This is a genomic window from Cohnella yongneupensis, from assembly GCF_042655785.1.
GTDB classification, from domain to species: domain Bacteria; phylum Bacillota; class Bacilli; order Paenibacillales; family Paenibacillaceae; genus Cohnella; species Cohnella yongneupensis.
Window position 1 is genome coordinate 36,389 of sequence record NZ_JBHSNC010000038.1, and the last position, 16,700, is coordinate 53,088.

15 protein-coding genes are annotated in these 16,700 nt (G+C 54.6%); 14 read left to right on the top strand and 1 reads right to left on the bottom strand.

Annotated elements, in window-relative coordinates; all coding sequences use genetic code 11:
• Positions 1 to 16 precede the first annotated feature (16 nt).
• The gene (locus ACFPQ4_RS12295) at positions 17 to 385 is read left to right on the top strand and encodes an ArsR/SmtB family transcription factor (protein WP_378112148.1); all 369 of its coding nucleotides are present in this window, start codon (positions 17 to 19) and stop codon (positions 383 to 385) included.
• Between the two features lie 58 nt (positions 386 to 443).
• Here ACFPQ4_RS12295 and ACFPQ4_RS12300 read toward each other — a convergent pair whose 3' ends face one another.
• Positions 444 to 1,331 (bottom strand): DMT family transporter, encoded by an 888-nt coding sequence (locus ACFPQ4_RS12300; RefSeq protein ID WP_378112150.1) that lies wholly within the window; start codon positions 1,329 to 1,331, stop codon positions 444 to 446.
• 153 nt (positions 1,332 to 1,484) lie between these two features.
• Here ACFPQ4_RS12300 and ACFPQ4_RS12305 point away from each other — a divergent pair, with 153 nt between their 5' ends.
• The 13 genes from ACFPQ4_RS12305 to ACFPQ4_RS12365 all read left to right on the top strand — a co-directional run bounded on the left by ACFPQ4_RS12305 (position 1,485) and on the right by ACFPQ4_RS12365 (position 16,451).
• On the top strand, positions 1,485 to 1,982 hold the full coding sequence (locus tag ACFPQ4_RS12305; protein ID WP_378112151.1) for a DUF5946 family protein: 498 nt from the start codon (positions 1,485 to 1,487) through the stop codon (positions 1,980 to 1,982).
• A 52-nt stretch (positions 1,983 to 2,034) separates the two neighbouring features.
• Complete coding sequence (locus tag ACFPQ4_RS12310; RefSeq protein ID WP_378112152.1) at positions 2,035 to 3,807, top strand: ABC transporter ATP-binding protein; 1,773 nt, start codon at positions 2,035 to 2,037, stop codon at positions 3,805 to 3,807.
• A 118-nt stretch (positions 3,808 to 3,925) separates the two neighbouring features.
• Complete coding sequence (locus ACFPQ4_RS12315; RefSeq protein WP_378112246.1) at positions 3,926 to 5,167, top strand: MFS transporter; 1,242 nt, start codon at positions 3,926 to 3,928, stop codon at positions 5,165 to 5,167.
• 69 nt (positions 5,168 to 5,236) lie between these two features.
• On the top strand, positions 5,237 to 9,634 hold the full coding sequence (locus ACFPQ4_RS12320; protein ID WP_378112153.1) for a DEAD/DEAH box helicase: 4,398 nt from the start codon (positions 5,237 to 5,239) through the stop codon (positions 9,632 to 9,634).
• Between the two features lie 41 nt (positions 9,635 to 9,675).
• Positions 9,676 to 10,596 (top strand): glycerophosphodiester phosphodiesterase, encoded by a 921-nt coding sequence (locus ACFPQ4_RS12325; RefSeq protein ID WP_378112154.1) that lies wholly within the window; start codon positions 9,676 to 9,678, stop codon positions 10,594 to 10,596.
• A 55-nt stretch (positions 10,597 to 10,651) separates the two neighbouring features.
• Positions 10,652 to 10,924, top strand: coding sequence for a DUF3886 domain-containing protein (locus tag ACFPQ4_RS12330; protein WP_378112155.1), 273 nt, complete (start codon positions 10,652 to 10,654; stop codon positions 10,922 to 10,924).
• A 78-nt stretch (positions 10,925 to 11,002) separates the two neighbouring features.
• Positions 11,003 to 11,353 (top strand): PH domain-containing protein, encoded by a 351-nt coding sequence (locus tag ACFPQ4_RS12335; RefSeq protein ID WP_378112156.1) that lies wholly within the window; start codon positions 11,003 to 11,005, stop codon positions 11,351 to 11,353.
• 189 nt (positions 11,354 to 11,542) lie between these two features.
• A complete protein-coding gene (locus ACFPQ4_RS12340) occupies positions 11,543 to 12,625 on the top strand; it encodes a glucosaminidase domain-containing protein (protein WP_378112157.1) in 1,083 nt (360 codons plus the stop codon).
• Between the two features lie 40 nt (positions 12,626 to 12,665).
• On the top strand, positions 12,666 to 13,553 hold the full coding sequence (locus tag ACFPQ4_RS12345; RefSeq protein ID WP_378112158.1) for a phosphotransferase family protein: 888 nt from the start codon (positions 12,666 to 12,668) through the stop codon (positions 13,551 to 13,553).
• Between the two features lie 264 nt (positions 13,554 to 13,817).
• Entirely contained in the window at positions 13,818 to 14,600 is a 783-nt protein-coding gene (murI, locus tag ACFPQ4_RS12350; protein WP_378112159.1) for a glutamate racemase, read from the top strand.
• Positions 14,601 to 14,612: 12 nt separating this feature from the next.
• Positions 14,613 to 14,807 (top strand): hypothetical protein, encoded by a 195-nt coding sequence (locus tag ACFPQ4_RS12355; protein WP_378112160.1) that lies wholly within the window; start codon positions 14,613 to 14,615, stop codon positions 14,805 to 14,807.
• A 21-nt stretch (positions 14,808 to 14,828) separates the two neighbouring features.
• Positions 14,829 to 15,239: a DUF2203 domain-containing protein gene (locus ACFPQ4_RS12360; RefSeq protein WP_378112161.1), complete on the top strand. Its 411-nt coding sequence runs from the start codon at positions 14,829 to 14,831 to the stop codon at positions 15,237 to 15,239.
• Positions 15,240 to 15,491: 252 nt separating this feature from the next.
• Positions 15,492 to 16,451 (top strand): EamA family transporter, encoded by a 960-nt coding sequence (locus ACFPQ4_RS12365; protein WP_378112162.1) that lies wholly within the window; start codon positions 15,492 to 15,494, stop codon positions 16,449 to 16,451.
• Positions 16,452 to 16,700: the final 249 nt, after the last annotated feature.

Genomic DNA, 16,700 nt, shown 5'->3' on the forward strand with positions numbered 1-16,700 from the left:
AAGGTGGTGTCTGGCCATGGAAAAGCAAGCAGTCGAGCTATGCGAAGAAAGCTGCGCGGGTACGGAGACGGACTTAGCCGACGTCAAGCGCCGGATGGTGGACGATACTTCGGCAACGGACCTTGCCGAAATGTTCAAGGCGCTCGGGGATCCGACAAGAGTGAAGCTTATCGGAGCGCTGTTAATTAGCGAGCTGTGCGTTCACGATCTATGCGTGCTGCTCGATATGGGGCAGTCGGCCGTGTCCCATCAGCTTAGATATTTGCGTAATCTCACCATCGTCAAGCGGCGTAAAGCGGGGAAAACCGTCTATTATTCGCTAGACGACGCGCATATCGAACAAATTTTCTCTTTGACGCTCCAGCACCTTAAGCATGCCGATTGAAACGGCGAAAACCCGCGAAAGCGCGGGTTTTCATTCTTCATGTGTATGGAGGATCGCTTTATGCGGATTTTTGCTCGGATCGTAAATACAAGAGCAGTCCGACGATAACGAGCACGCCCCCGGCTAGCTGGAATCCGTTGATGAACTCGCCGAAGATGAACATGCCGAGAATGCTGGCGCCGACCGGTTCGGCGAGCACGGACATCGAGATCGTCGTCGTTTTCAAATATTGCAGCAGCCAATTGAAGATGAGATGGCCGAACACCGTCGGCACGATCGCGAGCAACAGGAAGACGAGCCATTCTTTCGCCGGATAGGTCGTTACCGATATGCCAGAAGCGATGTTGTACACCGTGAACAGAATGGCCGAGACCGCGAATACGATCAAGCTGTACAAGTACGACGAGACGCGCGTTAAGATTCGTTTGGCGATTAGCATATTAACGACGACCGCAAGCGTCCCGAAAAAGGACAGCAGATCGCCCGTGAAGGCGGTGTCCGACAAAACAAGGTCGCCGGAGCTGACGAAGCATGTGCCGACCAAGGCAACGAACAAGCCTAGCAGCGCTACTCGGCCAATGCGGTCCTTGAACAGGAAATATGCGCCGACCATGACGAACACGGGCTCCAGCGCTAAGATGATCGTGGAACTGGCGATCGAAGTATAGTCGAGCGAAGCCATCCATAAGAAGAAATGCAGCGCCAGGAAAATGCCCGCGAGAACGAGCAGCAACCAATCTTTCCTCGAAATCGAACCTATCGTCCGAAGTTGTTTCCTGCCGAAAGGCAGCATGAGAAGAACGGTGAACAACATCCGGTACATCCCTTGAACGGAGACGTCGGCGTCAGAGAACCGTACGAGAATCGGGGCGAAGGAAATCGCGATCATCCCGATCAACAGCGGAATAAGCGGCGGTATAGGCGGGGTTCTGTGTTCAGTCATCATAATGTAAGAAATGCTAGCCTCCTGCGAATATGTACATAAATGGGCACAACTTGTCTATTATAGCAAAGCGGACAGGTGTCGAACACTGTACATAACTTAGCAAATGATTACTAATGGTTAATGATCCGGCGCATAAAATAGGCGGTGAGAACGATGAAAGCGACGACTTGTCCGGGTTGCGGGGTAGCGCTGCCCGATCTGGGCTTGGAGGTTCCGGAACGATTCGAAGCGACTGGCGAATGCCGTGCGGCATACGATGCGTTAACGGCTTACCACCTAACGAGGGAAGACCCCGATTTCCATCACCAGATCGCGGTAGATTGTTATGGCGCTCAGCATGCGGGGGAGCGGTGCAAGCCGATCGGGATCGTTTTCTCATTGGTTGGCCTATGTTTGTTATTGGAGCATAGCTATACGGGAAGACGAATCCAGCTTGCGCATACGCAACTGTCGCACGAACGCATGCAATGGCCGACGCTAGCGCCGCTTGGACCGATTACGGGTATGACCGTGCAAGACGTTCTGTTGGAAGAGGCCGGAGTAGCAAGAGATTTGGCGCTTTACGACTGGGCGGCTAGCGTATGGGCTGGATGGCGTCATGAGCATGAGCGCGTACGGGACATTTGCTCGCGCTTATTAATACGAGATTAAAAGCGCATGGCTTTTCGATTTTAGGATCGGAAAGGGCGCGGAAGGGTCCTTCATGAAAAGCTTCAACGCGTATTATCGTTTCGTTAAACCTTATTGGAAGTTAATCGCGCTTACGCTCGTCATCGGCATGATCAAATTCGGGATTCCGCTTACGCTTCCGATCATAATGAAATACGTCGTGGACGATTTGCTTCTCGGCGATTTGCCGACCGACGTCAAAGTCGAACGGCTCGTCTACGTCATGCTCGGGGCCTTTGGCTTGTTCGTCATCGTCAGGGCGCCGATCGAATATTTGCGCCAGTACTTCGCCCAGCTTACGACGAGCCGGATTTTGTACGACTTGAGAAATTATTTGTACGCGCATATCCAGAAGCTGTCGCTTTCTTATTATCAGAACCGCAAGACGGGGGAGATCATCTCCCGCATGATCAACGACGCGGAGCAGACGAAGAGCATCGTCGAGACGGGACTTATGAACGTGTGGCTCGACTTGTTTACGCTGACGATCGCGCTCGGCTTCATGTTCTATATGGATCTAGAATTGACGCTCATCTCAATCATCGTGCTGCCATTCTACGCGTTAGCCGTCAAAAGGCTGTATAAGCGGTTAAAGGGACATTCGAAAGCTAGATCCCAAGCGCTGGCGGATATGCAAAGCTATCTCGTTGAACGGGTGAACGGAATCGCGGTAACGAAAAGCTTCACTCTCGAAGTCGAAGAAGCGTCGCGCTTCGCGGACAAAAACGCGAATTTCCTTCGCAAAGCGCTGGCGCTAACGAGGTGGAACGCAAGAACGAACGCCATTATCAACACGTTAACGGATATGGCGCCGCTTTTCGTGCTAACGTACGGCGGCTATCAAGTCATTCACCAGCACATTACGCTAGGGGCGTTCATGGCGTTCTTCGCTTACTTGGATCGACTATACGGTCCGTTGCGGAGGCTAGTTAACGCGTCAACCGAGTTGACCCAAGCTAGCGCTTCGCTCGAACGCGTCGTGGAGCTCATGAACGAACCTTACGATATTAAAGATGATCCGAGTGCCCAGCCGATCGATAACGTGCACGGAAAAATCGAATTCGACGACGTAAGCTTCAAATACGGAGATGCCTCGGGTTGGATACTGCATCGGATCCGGTTAACGATCGAGCCCGGCCAGACGGTCGCGCTAGTCGGCATGAGCGGAGGCGGCAAATCGTCGCTCATCAGCTTGTTACCGAGATTTTACGATATCCAGCAAGGGACGATTCGCTTGGACGGCATTCCGCTTCAGGATATCACGCTGAGAAGCTTGCGCGGACATATCGGCATGGTGCTGCAGGATAACATCTTGTTCAGCGGCAGCGTGCGGGACAACATCCTGTTCGGCAATCCGTCCGCGGACGAAGCCTCGATCGTGCAAGCGGCGATCGCCGCCAACGCCCACGACTTCATTTCCGGCCTGCCGAACGGGTACGATACCGAAATCGGGGAAAGAGGCGTCAAGCTGTCCGGCGGGCAGAAGCAACGCGTCGCGATCGCGCGCGTATTCCTGAAAAATCCGCGCATTCTAGTGCTCGACGAAGCGACGTCCGCGCTCGATCTCGAGTCCGAGCATTTGATCCAGGAATCGCTCGAGAAGCTAGCCAAAGACCGAACGACGCTCATCGTTGCCCACCGGCTGTCCACGATTACGCACGCGGACCAAATCGTGCTCATCGAGGATGGGGAAATCAAAGAAAAAGGTACGCATGAGCAATTGATGCGGCTTGGCGGCGGTTACGCGAGGCTGTTCAGCGTACAAAACCTGAAAGATTTGCATCCGGCCGTAACGAATCCGTATTAATGGCTGAAGCAGTCAGGAAAGGCATTAACGGGTCCGCGAGAAATCGCGGGCTTTTTTCATTATGTCGGGCAAATTGGCAACACTACTCCATGACTAGATTTGGGAGGCGAGGCTAATGATGCATACCCCGACCCTGTTACGGGAGCCGAAACAACGCAAGCTGCTCTTCAGCGCGGGCATCAGCTGGTTGTTCGACGCGATGGACGTCGGCATGATCTCGTTCATCGTCGCCGCGCTGGCCGTCGAATGGAAGCTCGCGCCGCATCAGATCGGCTTTCTCGCGGCGATCAATTCGGTCGGGATGGCCGCCGGGGCGCTTGCGGCGGGTTCGCTCGCGGACAAGCTCGGGCGCAAGTCCGTCTTGCTTTGGACGCTGCTTATTTTCTCCGCGGCAAGCGGATTATCGGCGTTAGCCGGCAGCTTCATCGTCCTATGCGCGCTTCGGTTCATGGCGGGCTTCGGCCTAGGCGGCGAGCTGCCGGTCGCTTCCACGCTCGTCTCCGAATCGGTTGCGCCTAAGGACAGAGGAAGGGCCGTCGTCTTGTTGGAAAGCTTCTGGGCGATCGGGTGGATCGCGTCCGCGCTGATCGCTTACTTCATCATCCCGGACTACGGCTGGCGCACCGCGTTCGTCATCGGAGCGCTCCCTTGCCTGTATGCTCTTATTCTAAGACGGACGATCGAGGATTCCCCGCGGTTTTTGGCCAAGCAACGTAAGGTGAAGCTTAGCTTCGGCCAGCGTGTCGCCGCCGTATGGTCATCCCCGCACCGCCGTTCGACCGTGATGCTGTGGGTGCTATGGTTTTGCGTTGTTTTCTCGTATTACGGCATGTTTCTATGGCTGCCGTCTGTCATGATGCTCAAAGGCTTCGGCCTAGTCAAAAGCTTCGAATACGTCCTAATCATTACGGTCGCTCAGTTGCCCGGGTACTTCACCGCGGCGTATTTAATCGAACGATTAGGCCGCAAATTCGTGCTCGCTGCTTATTTGCTCATGACGGGCGCGAGCGCCATCTGGTTCGGCAACGCCACGACGGAAGGCATGCTGATCGCCGCCGGCGTATGCTTGTCTTTCTTCAACCTCGGCGCATGGGGCGCGATGTATGCTTATACGCCCGAGCTATATCCGACCGCGGTACGCTCGACGGGCGTCGGTCTAGCCGCGTCGTTCGGGCGGATCGGCGGCGTCATCGGACCGTATCTCGTCGGCATGCTCATCTCCGGAGGAACGGCGGTGACCGCCGTATTCACCGTGTTTTTCGTCGCGATCGTCATCGGGGCGTTCGCGGTGCTCTTTCTCGGGAAAGAAACGAAGGGAGCGGACCCGGACTACATGGATTACGGATTAAAGCCGGCATAAGTAGGGAAAACGCGGTCGTCCACCGAATCCTTCTTAATGAACATTCATTAAAGTGAGGAGGCGATCCCGGTGGAGCATACGAATCCATTGGCGGCATTCCATCCCGTGATCTCCGATTGGTTCACCGAGAAGTTCGGCCAGCCAACCGACGTGCAGCTGGAAGCCTGGCAAGCGATCCAATCGGGTCGACATACGTTAATCGCCGCGCCGACCGGCTCGGGCAAGACGCTGGCGGCATTGTTGCCGTGTCTAGATCGGCTTGTTCGATATCCGCGCGCAGGAAACGCAGAGCGCGGCGTTCGCGTCGTCTATATTACGCCCTTAAAGGCGCTCAATAACGATATTCATCACCATGTCGTTCGATTCGTGGAACAATTGGATGCGCGCGCGGTCTCGTTGCAGTCGGATTGGCCAGGCATTCGTTGCGAGGTGCGAACCGGAGACACGACGCAAAGCAAGAGGGCCGCTATGCTTCGGAACCCCCCGGAGCTACTTATCACGACACCCGAATCGTTGTTTCTCTTGCTGGCCTCGGAAAAGGGCAGAATGATGCTGCGATCGGTGGAGCAAATTATCGTCGATGAAATCCACGATCTAGCGGCGGTTAAGCGCGGCGCCCATCTATCCTTGTCGCTCGAGCGATTAGCTCATCTGACCGGCGCCCAGCCCCAGCGCATCGGCGTGTCCGCGACGCAGAAGCCACTCGAGCGCGTCGCCGCGTTCCTAGGCGGATGGGAGGAGAGCGGCGATTCGCAGGGATCGCGCATATCTATGCTTCGTCCCGTCTCGATTATCGAAAGCGAAATGCGTAAAAGGATGCAAATCTCGGTTACGATGCCGGACATGAGCAAAGCCGCGGCGACACGCGAGGCGGTGTGGCAGCCGTTGCTGGATCGAATCATTCATGCGATGGACGGTTGTAGATCCGTCTTGTTGTTTGTGAACAGCAGGCGGCTATGCGAGCGGCTTTGCTTGCGGCTGAACGACCATGTCGGGTACGAAATGGCGCGTTCCCACCACGGCAGCATCTCCAAGGAACTTCGTCTCGAAGTGGAGCGGATGCTCAAGAATGGAGAACTGCGTTGCATCGTCGCCACCTCGTCACTTGAACTTGGCATCGACGTCGGGCATATCGATCTCGTCATTCAACTCGATTCTCCGATGGAAGCCGCCAGAGGCATTCAACGGGTCGGACGCGCCGGTCACGGCGTTGGGGAAGCTAGCCGAGGATTGTTAGTGGCCAGGCAAAAAACCGCGTTGCCGGAAATCGCCGTACTTAGCAAGCTGATCGCGAACCGGGAAATCGAAGACATCCGCATTCCGCGGCAACCGCTGGACGTGCTCTCGCAGCACATTGTCGCCGCCGTTGCGGCTAGCGATTGGCGCGTAGACGACTTGTATCGCCTCATTCGTAGGAGCGACAGTTACCATCAATATGCTCGCGACGAGCTTGGGCGCGTACTTGACGTTCTGTCCGGCTTTTATCCGTTCGCGAAACCGCTTATCGAATGGAATCGCGATAGCGACGTCCTCAGCAAACGCAGCAATACGTTGATGGCAGCCGTAACCGGAGCGGGGACGATTCCGCAAAGCAGCGCCTATCCGGTGCATCATCTCGAGAGTCGGGCGCATCTAGGCGAGTTGGACGAAACGTTTATCCATGAAAGCCGCGTAGGCGATGTCTTCTTGCTCGGAACGAGATCTTGGATGATTCGGGAAATCAGCAGCGATCGCGTATACGTATCCGAGGCGGGCAACCGGTTCAGCGAAGTCCCGTTTTGGCTCAACGAATCGGGTAGCCGCTCTTACGAGATGGGAGAGCGGATCGGCGGATTTATCCGCGAAGTGTCCGAGCGGTTGGGGTTATCCGACGAGCAACCGCCGGAAATCGAGCTTGGCATCGATGCGGCGCACCCTATTTACGAGTGGCTCGCCGAATCCTATGGACTAGACGGAACGTCGTCGGAAGCGCTCGTCTCCGTCATCCGCGCGCAGCACAAAGCGTGCGGACTGCCGACCGATCGAACGCTTGTCATCGAGCATTACCGAGACGTGATGAACCAGACCCATGTCATCCTGCACAATCATTGCGGACGCAAAGTAAACCGCGCGTGGCTGCTAGCCATCGAGCGGCAATTCGAGCAGTTGTTGCCTTATCGGGTGTATGGGAACGCCAAAGACAACGGCATCGAGTTCGTGTTGCCGGAGTGGGACGCTTCATGGATTCAAGCGCTCTATCAAGTGACGCCGTCCAACGTCGAACAGCTGCTGACCGAGGCGATTGCAGGTTCGCCGCTACTCGCGATCTCGTTCAGAAGAATCGCCGAAACTTCGTTGCTCTTATCCAGAAGCTTCACGCGTACTCCGATGTGGCAAAAGCGTCTGCGCGGCGAAGAATTGCTGCGAAATTCGCTGCCTTACGCGACTGAGTTTCCGTATTTGCGCGAAGCGATGGCGGAATGCTTGCACGAATACTTAGGGTTAACGGAGCTTAAGCAATTGTTAATGGCGTTAACTGAAGGTAAAGTACAATGGATCGTACGCGAGACGCCTTATCCGTCGCCGATGGCCGCGCAGTTTCTCGCCGATTACGTTAATATGCGGCTATACGAAGGCGACGGCGTCGACGAGTCGATCCAGCTTCAGCTAATGAACGTGAGTAAGGAGATGGCCGGGCAACTATTCGGCGCGGAAGCGCTGCAGGGGGCAATCAGCAAGGACGCGCTAGCGGAGCAATCGCGCAAGCTTGATGAGCCGCAGCGTAAGACTGGCAGCGCCGACGAGCTTGCCGACTTGCTGAAGCTTCGGGGCGACTTGACCACGAAGGAGCTCGAGAAGCTGGCGGGAGAGCGGACGCCTACTTGGCTTGCGGAGCTTCAGCGGAGCGGACGGGCGATGCCGGTCGACTTGACCGGAGACGGACAAACCCGTTGGATCCGGACCGACGAACGGGAAGTCTATGCGGCGTTTCCGGATGAACAATCGTCGGTAACGTTCGTACTGGGGCGTTATATCGAGCACGTACTTTCGTTTACGGAAGCGGAGCTGTGCAGCAGATACCCGGCGATGACGCTCGAGACGGCTAGAGTGAACGTCGATCGGATGCTGGAGCAAGGCTTGATCGAACGCGCGCCGCACGCCGCCAACGACGAGGAACGGATATGGTCGAGCGTGGGCGTCGCTTCGCGCATCGTCCGCCTGTCGATCAAGCATGCGCGGGATCGGGCCGAACCGGTCGATCCGGAGAGATGGTGCGGTCAGATCGCCTTCATGCAGCATGCGCTCCAAGGCGCGCAAAGGCAAGGCAGCGAAGGGCTTCGCGCCGTGATCGAAAAGCTGCAAGGGTTATATTTGCCGCTTAGCTTATGGGAAACGGTTGTTTTTCCCACGAGAATGAACGCCTATCGCAAAGAAGATTTGGATCTGCTATGCGCATCCGGCGAAGTGTTGTGGCTCGGCCGCAAAGACGCGGACGAAAAAGAAGGCAAGATCGCGTTTTTCTTAACGGAATCGAAGTCGCTGTATGGGCCTTTCCTTGAGCAATCTAAGCTAACGACGGACAAGCCGATCAAGCATTCGCGGTTGCTGCAATTGTTGGAGCAAGGTGGCGCGAGCTTCTTGACGAAGCTTAGCCGCGACATGGACAAGCCGCCTTCCGAGCTCCTTGAGGACTTGCTTGAGCTCGTATGGGAAGGAAGAGCATCGAACGATCAATTCGCACCTCTGCGGCTGCAAACTAACGCGAAGCAAGCGAACTGGGCAAGGACAGGGTCCGGTCTTGGCAGGTGGTATGCTACGCAGGCGCTAGCAGAGGCAACTTCGTCCGCGGAACAAGCTACGTCTCCGATTTTGTCCTGGGCTCATCATCTGCTAAAAGGTTACGGTTTAATTAATCGCGACCTTGTCGCCAAGACGGCGCCCTATGATTGGGATGAATTGTACCCGGCGCTTAAGCGGCTGGAAGAGTGGGGCGTATTAACGCGGGGGACGTTCATAAGCGGATTAACCAAGCTGCAATTCACGACGCGCGAAGTAAGCGAGGCGGTTAGGCAGCGGCTGCCCGAGCTTGAACAGCAAGCGACTACGGTACTGTGCTCGGCCGATCCGGCTAATCCGTTCGGTTGGATGATCGACTGGCCTAAGCAAGTCAAGCACGCGGCATTCTCCCGCAGCGCCGGCAATTATTTGCTGCTTCGCGGCGATCGATGGCTGTTTTGGATCGAAGGAAGAGGCAAGAAGGTATTCTCCTTGATCGAGGATCAGGATGGGACCGTACGGTTATCCATAGAACAGCAAGCGGATATGCTACTGAAGGCGTTTCGTTCGATCATTCGCAGACAGAAGCTAGTCAAGCTGACGATCGAACGATGGAACGCGCAACCGGTTACGGACACCGAAATGGGAAAGGCTTTAGTTCAATTAGGCGCGGAGAGGCAACAGCACAAACTCGTCGTTTGGTCCCAATAACGTACATCGTAGAACGGTTTACAGACAGCAGGAGGGACAGGATGAACAAGATCGAGCAGAAGCGATTCCGGTTGTACGGATTGCTTACATTCACGTTTGGACTTCTCTTATCGGCACCCACGATGCCGCAAGTATCCGGTAAGCAGCCGATTCCTGTCAGTCTAATGTCGCCCGGCGGTATCGCATTCACGACGATAGGCCATAGAGGAGCTTCGGGATACGCGCCGGAAAGCACGCTTGCCGCTTATTGGCTCGGCGTGGGGATGAACGTGGATTATTTGGAGCTCGATCTGCAAATGACGAAGGACGGGGAAATCGTCGTCATGCACGACCCGACGGTGAACCGGACGACGAACGGCAAAGGCGCCATCAGACGGATGACGCTTGCCGAAATCAAGGCGCTGGACGCCGGATCTTGGTTTAACGAGAAGTATCCGATGTTCGCGCGCGAGGAATTCAAATACGAGAAAGTACCCACGCTTCGCGAAGTGTTCGAGCAGATCGGCGACAGGACGATGTATATGCTGGAGACGAAGTCGCCGGACGATAATCCGGGGCTCGAGGAGAAAATGTGGGCGCTCGTGCAAGAGTTCAAGCTAACCGATCGCATAGCCGTTCAATCGTTCAGCAAGAAGAGCTTGAGGAAAATTCGCGAATGGAATTCGGATGTCAAGCTGTTCCAGTTGCTATGGTACAACCATCCTTCGACGATTTCTCGCGAGAAGATTAATGACATTAAACGATATGCGAACGGCATCGGCCCGAATTTCGGCAAAATCGACGAAGCTTACGTCCGCAAGGTGAAGAAGGCCGGACTGCTGATCTATCCGTATACGGTTAATTTCCATGGAAACATGGAGAAGGCGATGCGTTGGGGAGTGGACGGCATCCATACCGATTATCCGGAACGGTTCAGGGAGGTCGTCGAACGTTACGGCAAACCGTTCGGGACCTCCTCCTAGTGTTCGGACGGAGATTCCTCTACAATAGAACTAGATTAGCTTAAGGAGAATGCACATGGGCAACAAGAGAAAAAACAACCAGCATCAACAGCGGCAGACGTCCGAGAACGGGGCGGATAAGCCGGCGACCTTGCGCGACTTGCTCGGCGCGGATACGATCGCAAAGCTGAAGCAACAAGCGGAAGCGATGAAGCAAGCGGAAGCCGCGAAGCAAGAAGCAAAACGCGCGGAAGCGGAAGCGGCGCGACTGGCCGAACAGAAGCGGAACGAGAACGATTTCGCTTATTTGCTCGAGCATTCTAAGGTAAAAAGCACGAAGTATATTTGACAATTTTAGGATGTCCTCCCTTATGGATGTCGTGTACAATAGAGGGGTAATGATCCGTTTCCGAGGAGAGATGCCGCGATGTTGAACGAAGACGTTCTGTGGGAAGGCAAACCTTTTAATTATGGAATCCCGACTTTTACCCGCTATCAGCTGACGGACCGCCGATTGATCGTCGAGAGGGGCCTCTTCACGAAACGGCGCGAGGAAATTCAACTGTATCGGATCCGGGACATCTCGCTTAAGCGGAATTTGCTCGAGCGAATGATGAATTTCGGAGATATTACGATCTTATCGACGGACACGAGCTCGCCTACGTACACGCTCAAAAACATTCGCAATAGCGTCAAAATATCGGATTTACTTAGCCAGGCTGCAGAGAATTCACGGGTCAAAAACCGTGCGATGGAGCTTACCGAAGTGCAATCTTAGCTTCTAATCTTTCTAATCTGCGAAATCGACGACAAAACTGCACAATCTTTTTACGACCAATCCGCGCTCTGCGCGGGTTTTTTATTTGGTTACGACAAATTAACAGACAATCGCCTCAGACCGTTTGACACGCTTTTCAGCCGCTTATGGGTACAATCTTGGTAACCTTAAAGCGAAGAGGTGGTAAGATTGCACAGTGAACATCGTCAATGGCTCGCTTATCTCATAAGCGTCATATTGCTTTTGTGCCTGGCTTTTTACTTAGTGGCTTCGATCTTCGATCATGCGAACGCCGCGTCCGCTCCTGAGACGACTGCTTCTCCGCCATCCGTTAACGACGTCAACCAGACGCCCTCGCCGAGCCACGTTCAACCCCCGTCACCGCAAACGAAATCGCCCATGGCGTCCGCGCCGGTACTTCCTCTGCAGCCGGCAACGCTTATGAACGCGGTTCAAGCCTCCTCCTCCGGTTCGCCTCCCGAACCGCCTGTGCCTACGCCGGCGACGATAGTCGTAAGCGAGAAGGCGCCCGTACCGCCGGCTCCCAAAGAAGAGATCAAATGGCTTACATACGAAACGACGGCCTTTTACCTTAACGTACGAGAACAGCCGTATTCCAAAGCCAAAATCATTAACGTGCTCGAACAAGGCACGATCATCTACGTGCTGCTCACGACCGACAACGGATGGCTAAAGCTGAAGGATGGCGGCTATGTGCATGGCGGTTACGCTAAGCTTCTCAAAGACGATGTCGTTAGAATCGCTTCGCTCTCGGAACCGAACTCGGAACAGGGTTCAGATCAGATTTCGGAACCGATTGCGGACGACAGCGAACCGAATAAGCCATCCTCGAAAGTCATATCCGATTCCGGTCTAACCGAGTCCGATATCGGGGCTATACTCGAAGGTACCGATCTGGCCGATCAAGGGCTGGAAAAGGCGATTTTGGACGTAGAAGCGGAATACGGCATCAATGCCTATTTCACGATTGCGGTCATGAAGCTCGAGAGCGGTAACGGAGAGAGCCGTCTCGCGAAGAAGAAAAACAACTTGTTCGGTTTGAACGCGATCGCGGGCGACGCATACAACAAGGCGCTTAGCTTTGACTCCAAGGCGGACTGTATCGAGAAATTCGGACAACTTATCGCTGACAAATACGTAGATCAAGGCTATACGACCGTCGAGAAAGTCGCGAGCAAGTATTGTCCGGCAAATTCGAGATGGTCCAGCCATGTCAAGAACATCATGTCGAGCGACTATAAGCTGTTATGATACAATAATCGCATATCATGCGCCTTGAGGGGGACATGTCGTGCGATTGCCGCAAGGCTGGTTGGAGGAGTCCGTCTACGTCGCGATGGACGGAAGGAACGTTTCACGGATCCGCGCGCCCGACGGGCGTCGTTTCATCCGCAAACCCGTGCCGGCCGACTCCGCCGAGCGTTGGATTTACGAGAACGTGCTAAGCGGGTTGCCCGTGCACTACCCGCGACTTCTCGAGAGTCCCGTTGCAGGGGGAGAAGCGGTCGAGTCGCTGTGGTTTGAAGATTTAGGCGCGCTGACGCACAATTACGACTTGTCGTTGGCGCTACGAGTCGTGCGATACGTCGCGTATTGGCATAACTATGCTACGGAGCCAGGGCGGCTTGCTTCGCTATGCGGGCTTAAGCCGACGTACGATCAGATGGCTAATGAAGTGCTTGCAATGCAACGGTTGCTTACGGGGATGGCCGACAAACATGGCATAGATAGAAGCCGGCTTGCCAGGTTCTATCGCGAGATCGAGGAGACGCGATTAACGGACGCGCCCGTATTAAGCCATGGAGATTTGCACGTCGGCAATTACGCGTGCGTGAACGGGCAGACGTACGTACTCGATTGGGAGCATGCGCACCTTAACGTGCGTTACTGGGATCTGTTTCATCTCATCGATCTTACGCATCCGCTATATCCGAGATCCGTATCGCCTGAGTGGCGCGAAACGCTGCTTCGTGCTTATTATGACGAGTCGGAACGGCTTGGCTTGCCTGTAGATCGGATAACATTCGAGCTAGAATACAGGTTGTTCGCCGGCGTATTCTCCTTATGGATGCTCGGTTTGATCGAGCAGGATCTGTTGAATCCCGATTGCGTATGGCCCAAGTCGCGACTACAGACTCAAGCGAGCGAGACGGCCGACATTATCGGGCAGATTATATGAAGATCGACCAACCCGCTGCAGGTTGGTTTTTTGTCTTTTTATTATTTCTGCTTACCGCTTAAACCATTTCCTCCATGCGGATCTATGACGTATAATGGGGAAAATGGGTGCACCAATCGCATGTACGCAAAGTATTGTGGTAAAGTGCATCGGAGCTAGGGTGGTTCACGGCTGGCCTCTGGAAGCGGCAATCCTTGCTAGATTGACGTTGTTCGCGTTATGCTAGCGTTATCCCTCACTACTAACATTAAGGAATCGATAGCTATGACGATCGGGTTTTTCGACTCCGGCATCGGCGGACTTACGGTGCTGTCCGAGGCGCTGCGCAAGCTGCCGAACGAAGACTATATTTATATCGCGGATACGCTTCACGTTCCTTACGGAACGAAATCGAGCGAGGACGTGAAAACCTACATCTTCGAGTCGATCGAGATGTTGATGCAATATCATATCGATGCGCTTGTTATCGCTTGCAACACGGCGACGAGCATCGCCGTTAACGAGCTGCGCGATATGTACGCCATTCCGATCATCGGCATGGAGCCCGCCGTGAAGCCGGCTGTCGAGATGAATAGGGCGACCGGCAAGCGGGTGCTCGTGTTCGCGACGCAGCTTACGTTACAGCAAGAGAAGTATTACGCGCTCGTATCCAGAGTCGACGAGCAAGGCATCGTAGATTCGCTGCCGTTGCCCGAGCTCGTCGCCTATTGCGAAGCGCTCCAATTCGATAAACGCGTTATAACCGAATATTTCAAAGCGAAGCTTGCGCCGTACCGTCTTAGCGATTACGGCATCGTCGTGCTTGGCTGCACGCACTATCCGTTCTACGCCGATATTCTTCGGGAAGCTCTTCCGCCGCACATCGGCATCGTCGATGGAAGCGCGGGCACGGTCAGACGGTTAGCCGCGATGCTGCATCGTTACGGCATCGGAGAAGGCCAAGGCAACGGCAACGTCAAGCTGCTTAGCACGAGCGGAGACAAAGCCTACGAAGATAAGATGCGCACAGCGCTCGGGTTGCTTACCGGCAACGCCATTTTCACTTAGAGGATGAACGCCGTGAACGTGGACGAAGGCAGCCGTTGTCAAATTCGCAGAATAGGGACCGTCGTATCGATCGAACAGGATCTAGTGCGAATCGAGGTCGAAGGGAAGCCGCTTGGGGTACCTTCGGCTAAATGCGATTCGAGGCTCCGTCCGGGCGATGTTGTCGCATGGGACGGCGGACGCTGGATCGTAAGCGACCAACGATAATCGTAGCGGGAGGAACGACAAGTGAGCCATCGTTTATTCACGCCAAGCGAAGCGAACGCGTTATTGCCGCAGCTTCGGGAACAATTGGCCAAGCTTCGAGATACTGTCAACGAAATCGAGAAGCAGCAAGACGAATTGCAGCGCGTGAAGAGCGCGCATGCTGTTACGCCCTACAACATGCTAGACAATGATCCATTTTTCGTAATGGAAAGCCGGATCGATTTCATGCGCATGGAAGCGCAGCTGTTGATCGATAACTTCGCCCGCTCGGGTGTCCTGCTAAAAATGATCGATCCGGGCTTGCTCGATTTTCCGGCGGTCATCGACGGGGAAGACGCGCTTATTTGCTGGAAAGAAGGCGAAGAGAGCGTGACGCATTATCATGGCTGGCACGACGGATTGGCGGGCCGCAAACGTCTGCCGGAACAATAGGCAAGCGATTCAGGAGTTTGTATTTCCTATTGACAACTTCATTCGACTGGCGTAATATTGCTCCTGTTGCTTAACGAACCGAATATACTTTTAATCGTATAACCTCACGACTACAGGGTGGGGGTATCTACGGGAAGCCTTACTTCCTAACTACGAGACCTGAATCATCTCCGGATGAACAGGTGTCGCGGTTAGGAAGTTTTTTGTCGTTACGACAACATAGACATTCAGGTGAAGGAGAACTGCAGCGTTATGAAATATAATATAGCCGTATTGCTTGGGGCGATCAGTTACGGGATTTTATCTACGATCGTAGTCAAAGCATACGGTCGTGGCTATACGTTAGGTGAAGTCGTCGGCAGTCAGTTAATGATCGGATGCGTGCTCGCTTGGGCACTGGCCATCGGGATGAGAGGGATTAAACAGCGTCGCGAGTCGAACTCCAAAGCGGAGCGCCGCGTGAAGCAAGCGGGCGTGGTTGGTCGGCTTACCTGGAAGCAGCGCATAACGTTGTTGGCCGCAGGTACGCCTTCGGCGATTACGGGGTTGCTCTATTACGAATCGCTCCGTACGATTTCGAATTCACTCGCGATCGTGCTACTGTTCCAATTTACATGGATCGGAGTCGTGTTCCAAGCGATCGGAAGCCGCAAGAAGCCTAATCGGATTACGTTAATGACGCTTGTCGTCTTGTTCGGCGGAACGTTGCTAGCCGCCGGGGTCATGGAGCAGGGAGCTACGCATCTTGACGGACGAGGCGTTGCGCTCGCTCTCTTGTCGGCGGTTAGCTATTCGTTGTTCATTATGTTCAGCGGCAAAGCGGTACCGCATGCGGCGCCGGCTACGCGCAGCGCATGGATGATTACGGGTGGCATGCTGTTCGTGTTCTCGCTGTACCCGCCGCAATTTTTGTTCGACGGAACGATCATGGGGCAGCTTCTTCTGTTCGGATTGTTGCTCGGATTTTTCGGCGCGTTCATGCCGCCAGTATTGTTCACGTACGGCGTGCCGCACATCGGTGGCGCTATGGCCGGCATTCTAGGCGCGGCGGAGCTCCCCGTCGCCGTATTGCTATCTTCGGCCGTGCTGCACGAATACGTCAGCCCGCTGCAATGGTTCGGAATCGCGCTCGTGCTCGCCGGCGTCGCTATGCCTGAGTTGATCAACCGCATTCGCCATTCGCAGCCGAGCTATACGGCGCATTCCGCGTAACGCGTAAGCAAGCCCGCTCTTTGAGAGCGGGCTTTTTTTTTACGTTGCGGGGTTTTCGGAGCTGCATAGAATTACGCACGATTAACGTAAAAATGCAACTCTACATGTGACCGCTTAACATTTAGTATGAGGAGTGAGAATATTCCAATTTCACCAATCAAAACGCTAATATTCTCGACGTTGCAGGGGGTGGCGACAACTCGTTTTCAAGACAGGCATCATGAGCGACTAGAAGGGGACAGGTTAGGT

Coding starts and splice junctions, on each gene's coding strand:
- ACFPQ4_RS12295 (WP_378112148.1), top strand. CDS start 17: ATGGAAAAGCAAGCAGTCGAGCTATGCGAAGAAAGCTGCGCGGGTACG.
- ACFPQ4_RS12300 (WP_378112150.1), bottom strand. CDS start 1,331: ATGATGACTGAACACAGAACCCCGCCTATACCGCCGCTTATTCCGCTG.
- ACFPQ4_RS12305 (WP_378112151.1), top strand. CDS start 1,485: ATGAAAGCGACGACTTGTCCGGGTTGCGGGGTAGCGCTGCCCGATCTG.
- ACFPQ4_RS12310 (WP_378112152.1), top strand. CDS start 2,035: ATGAAAAGCTTCAACGCGTATTATCGTTTCGTTAAACCTTATTGGAAG.
- ACFPQ4_RS12315 (WP_378112246.1), top strand. CDS start 3,926: ATGCATACCCCGACCCTGTTACGGGAGCCGAAACAACGCAAGCTGCTC.
- ACFPQ4_RS12325 (WP_378112154.1), top strand. CDS start 9,676: ATGAACAAGATCGAGCAGAAGCGATTCCGGTTGTACGGATTGCTTACA.
- ACFPQ4_RS12330 (WP_378112155.1), top strand. CDS start 10,652: ATGGGCAACAAGAGAAAAAACAACCAGCATCAACAGCGGCAGACGTCC.
- ACFPQ4_RS12335 (WP_378112156.1), top strand. CDS start 11,003: ATGTTGAACGAAGACGTTCTGTGGGAAGGCAAACCTTTTAATTATGGA.
- murI (WP_378112159.1), top strand. CDS start 13,818: ATGACGATCGGGTTTTTCGACTCCGGCATCGGCGGACTTACGGTGCTG.
- ACFPQ4_RS12365 (WP_378112162.1), top strand. CDS start 15,492: ATGAAATATAATATAGCCGTATTGCTTGGGGCGATCAGTTACGGGATT.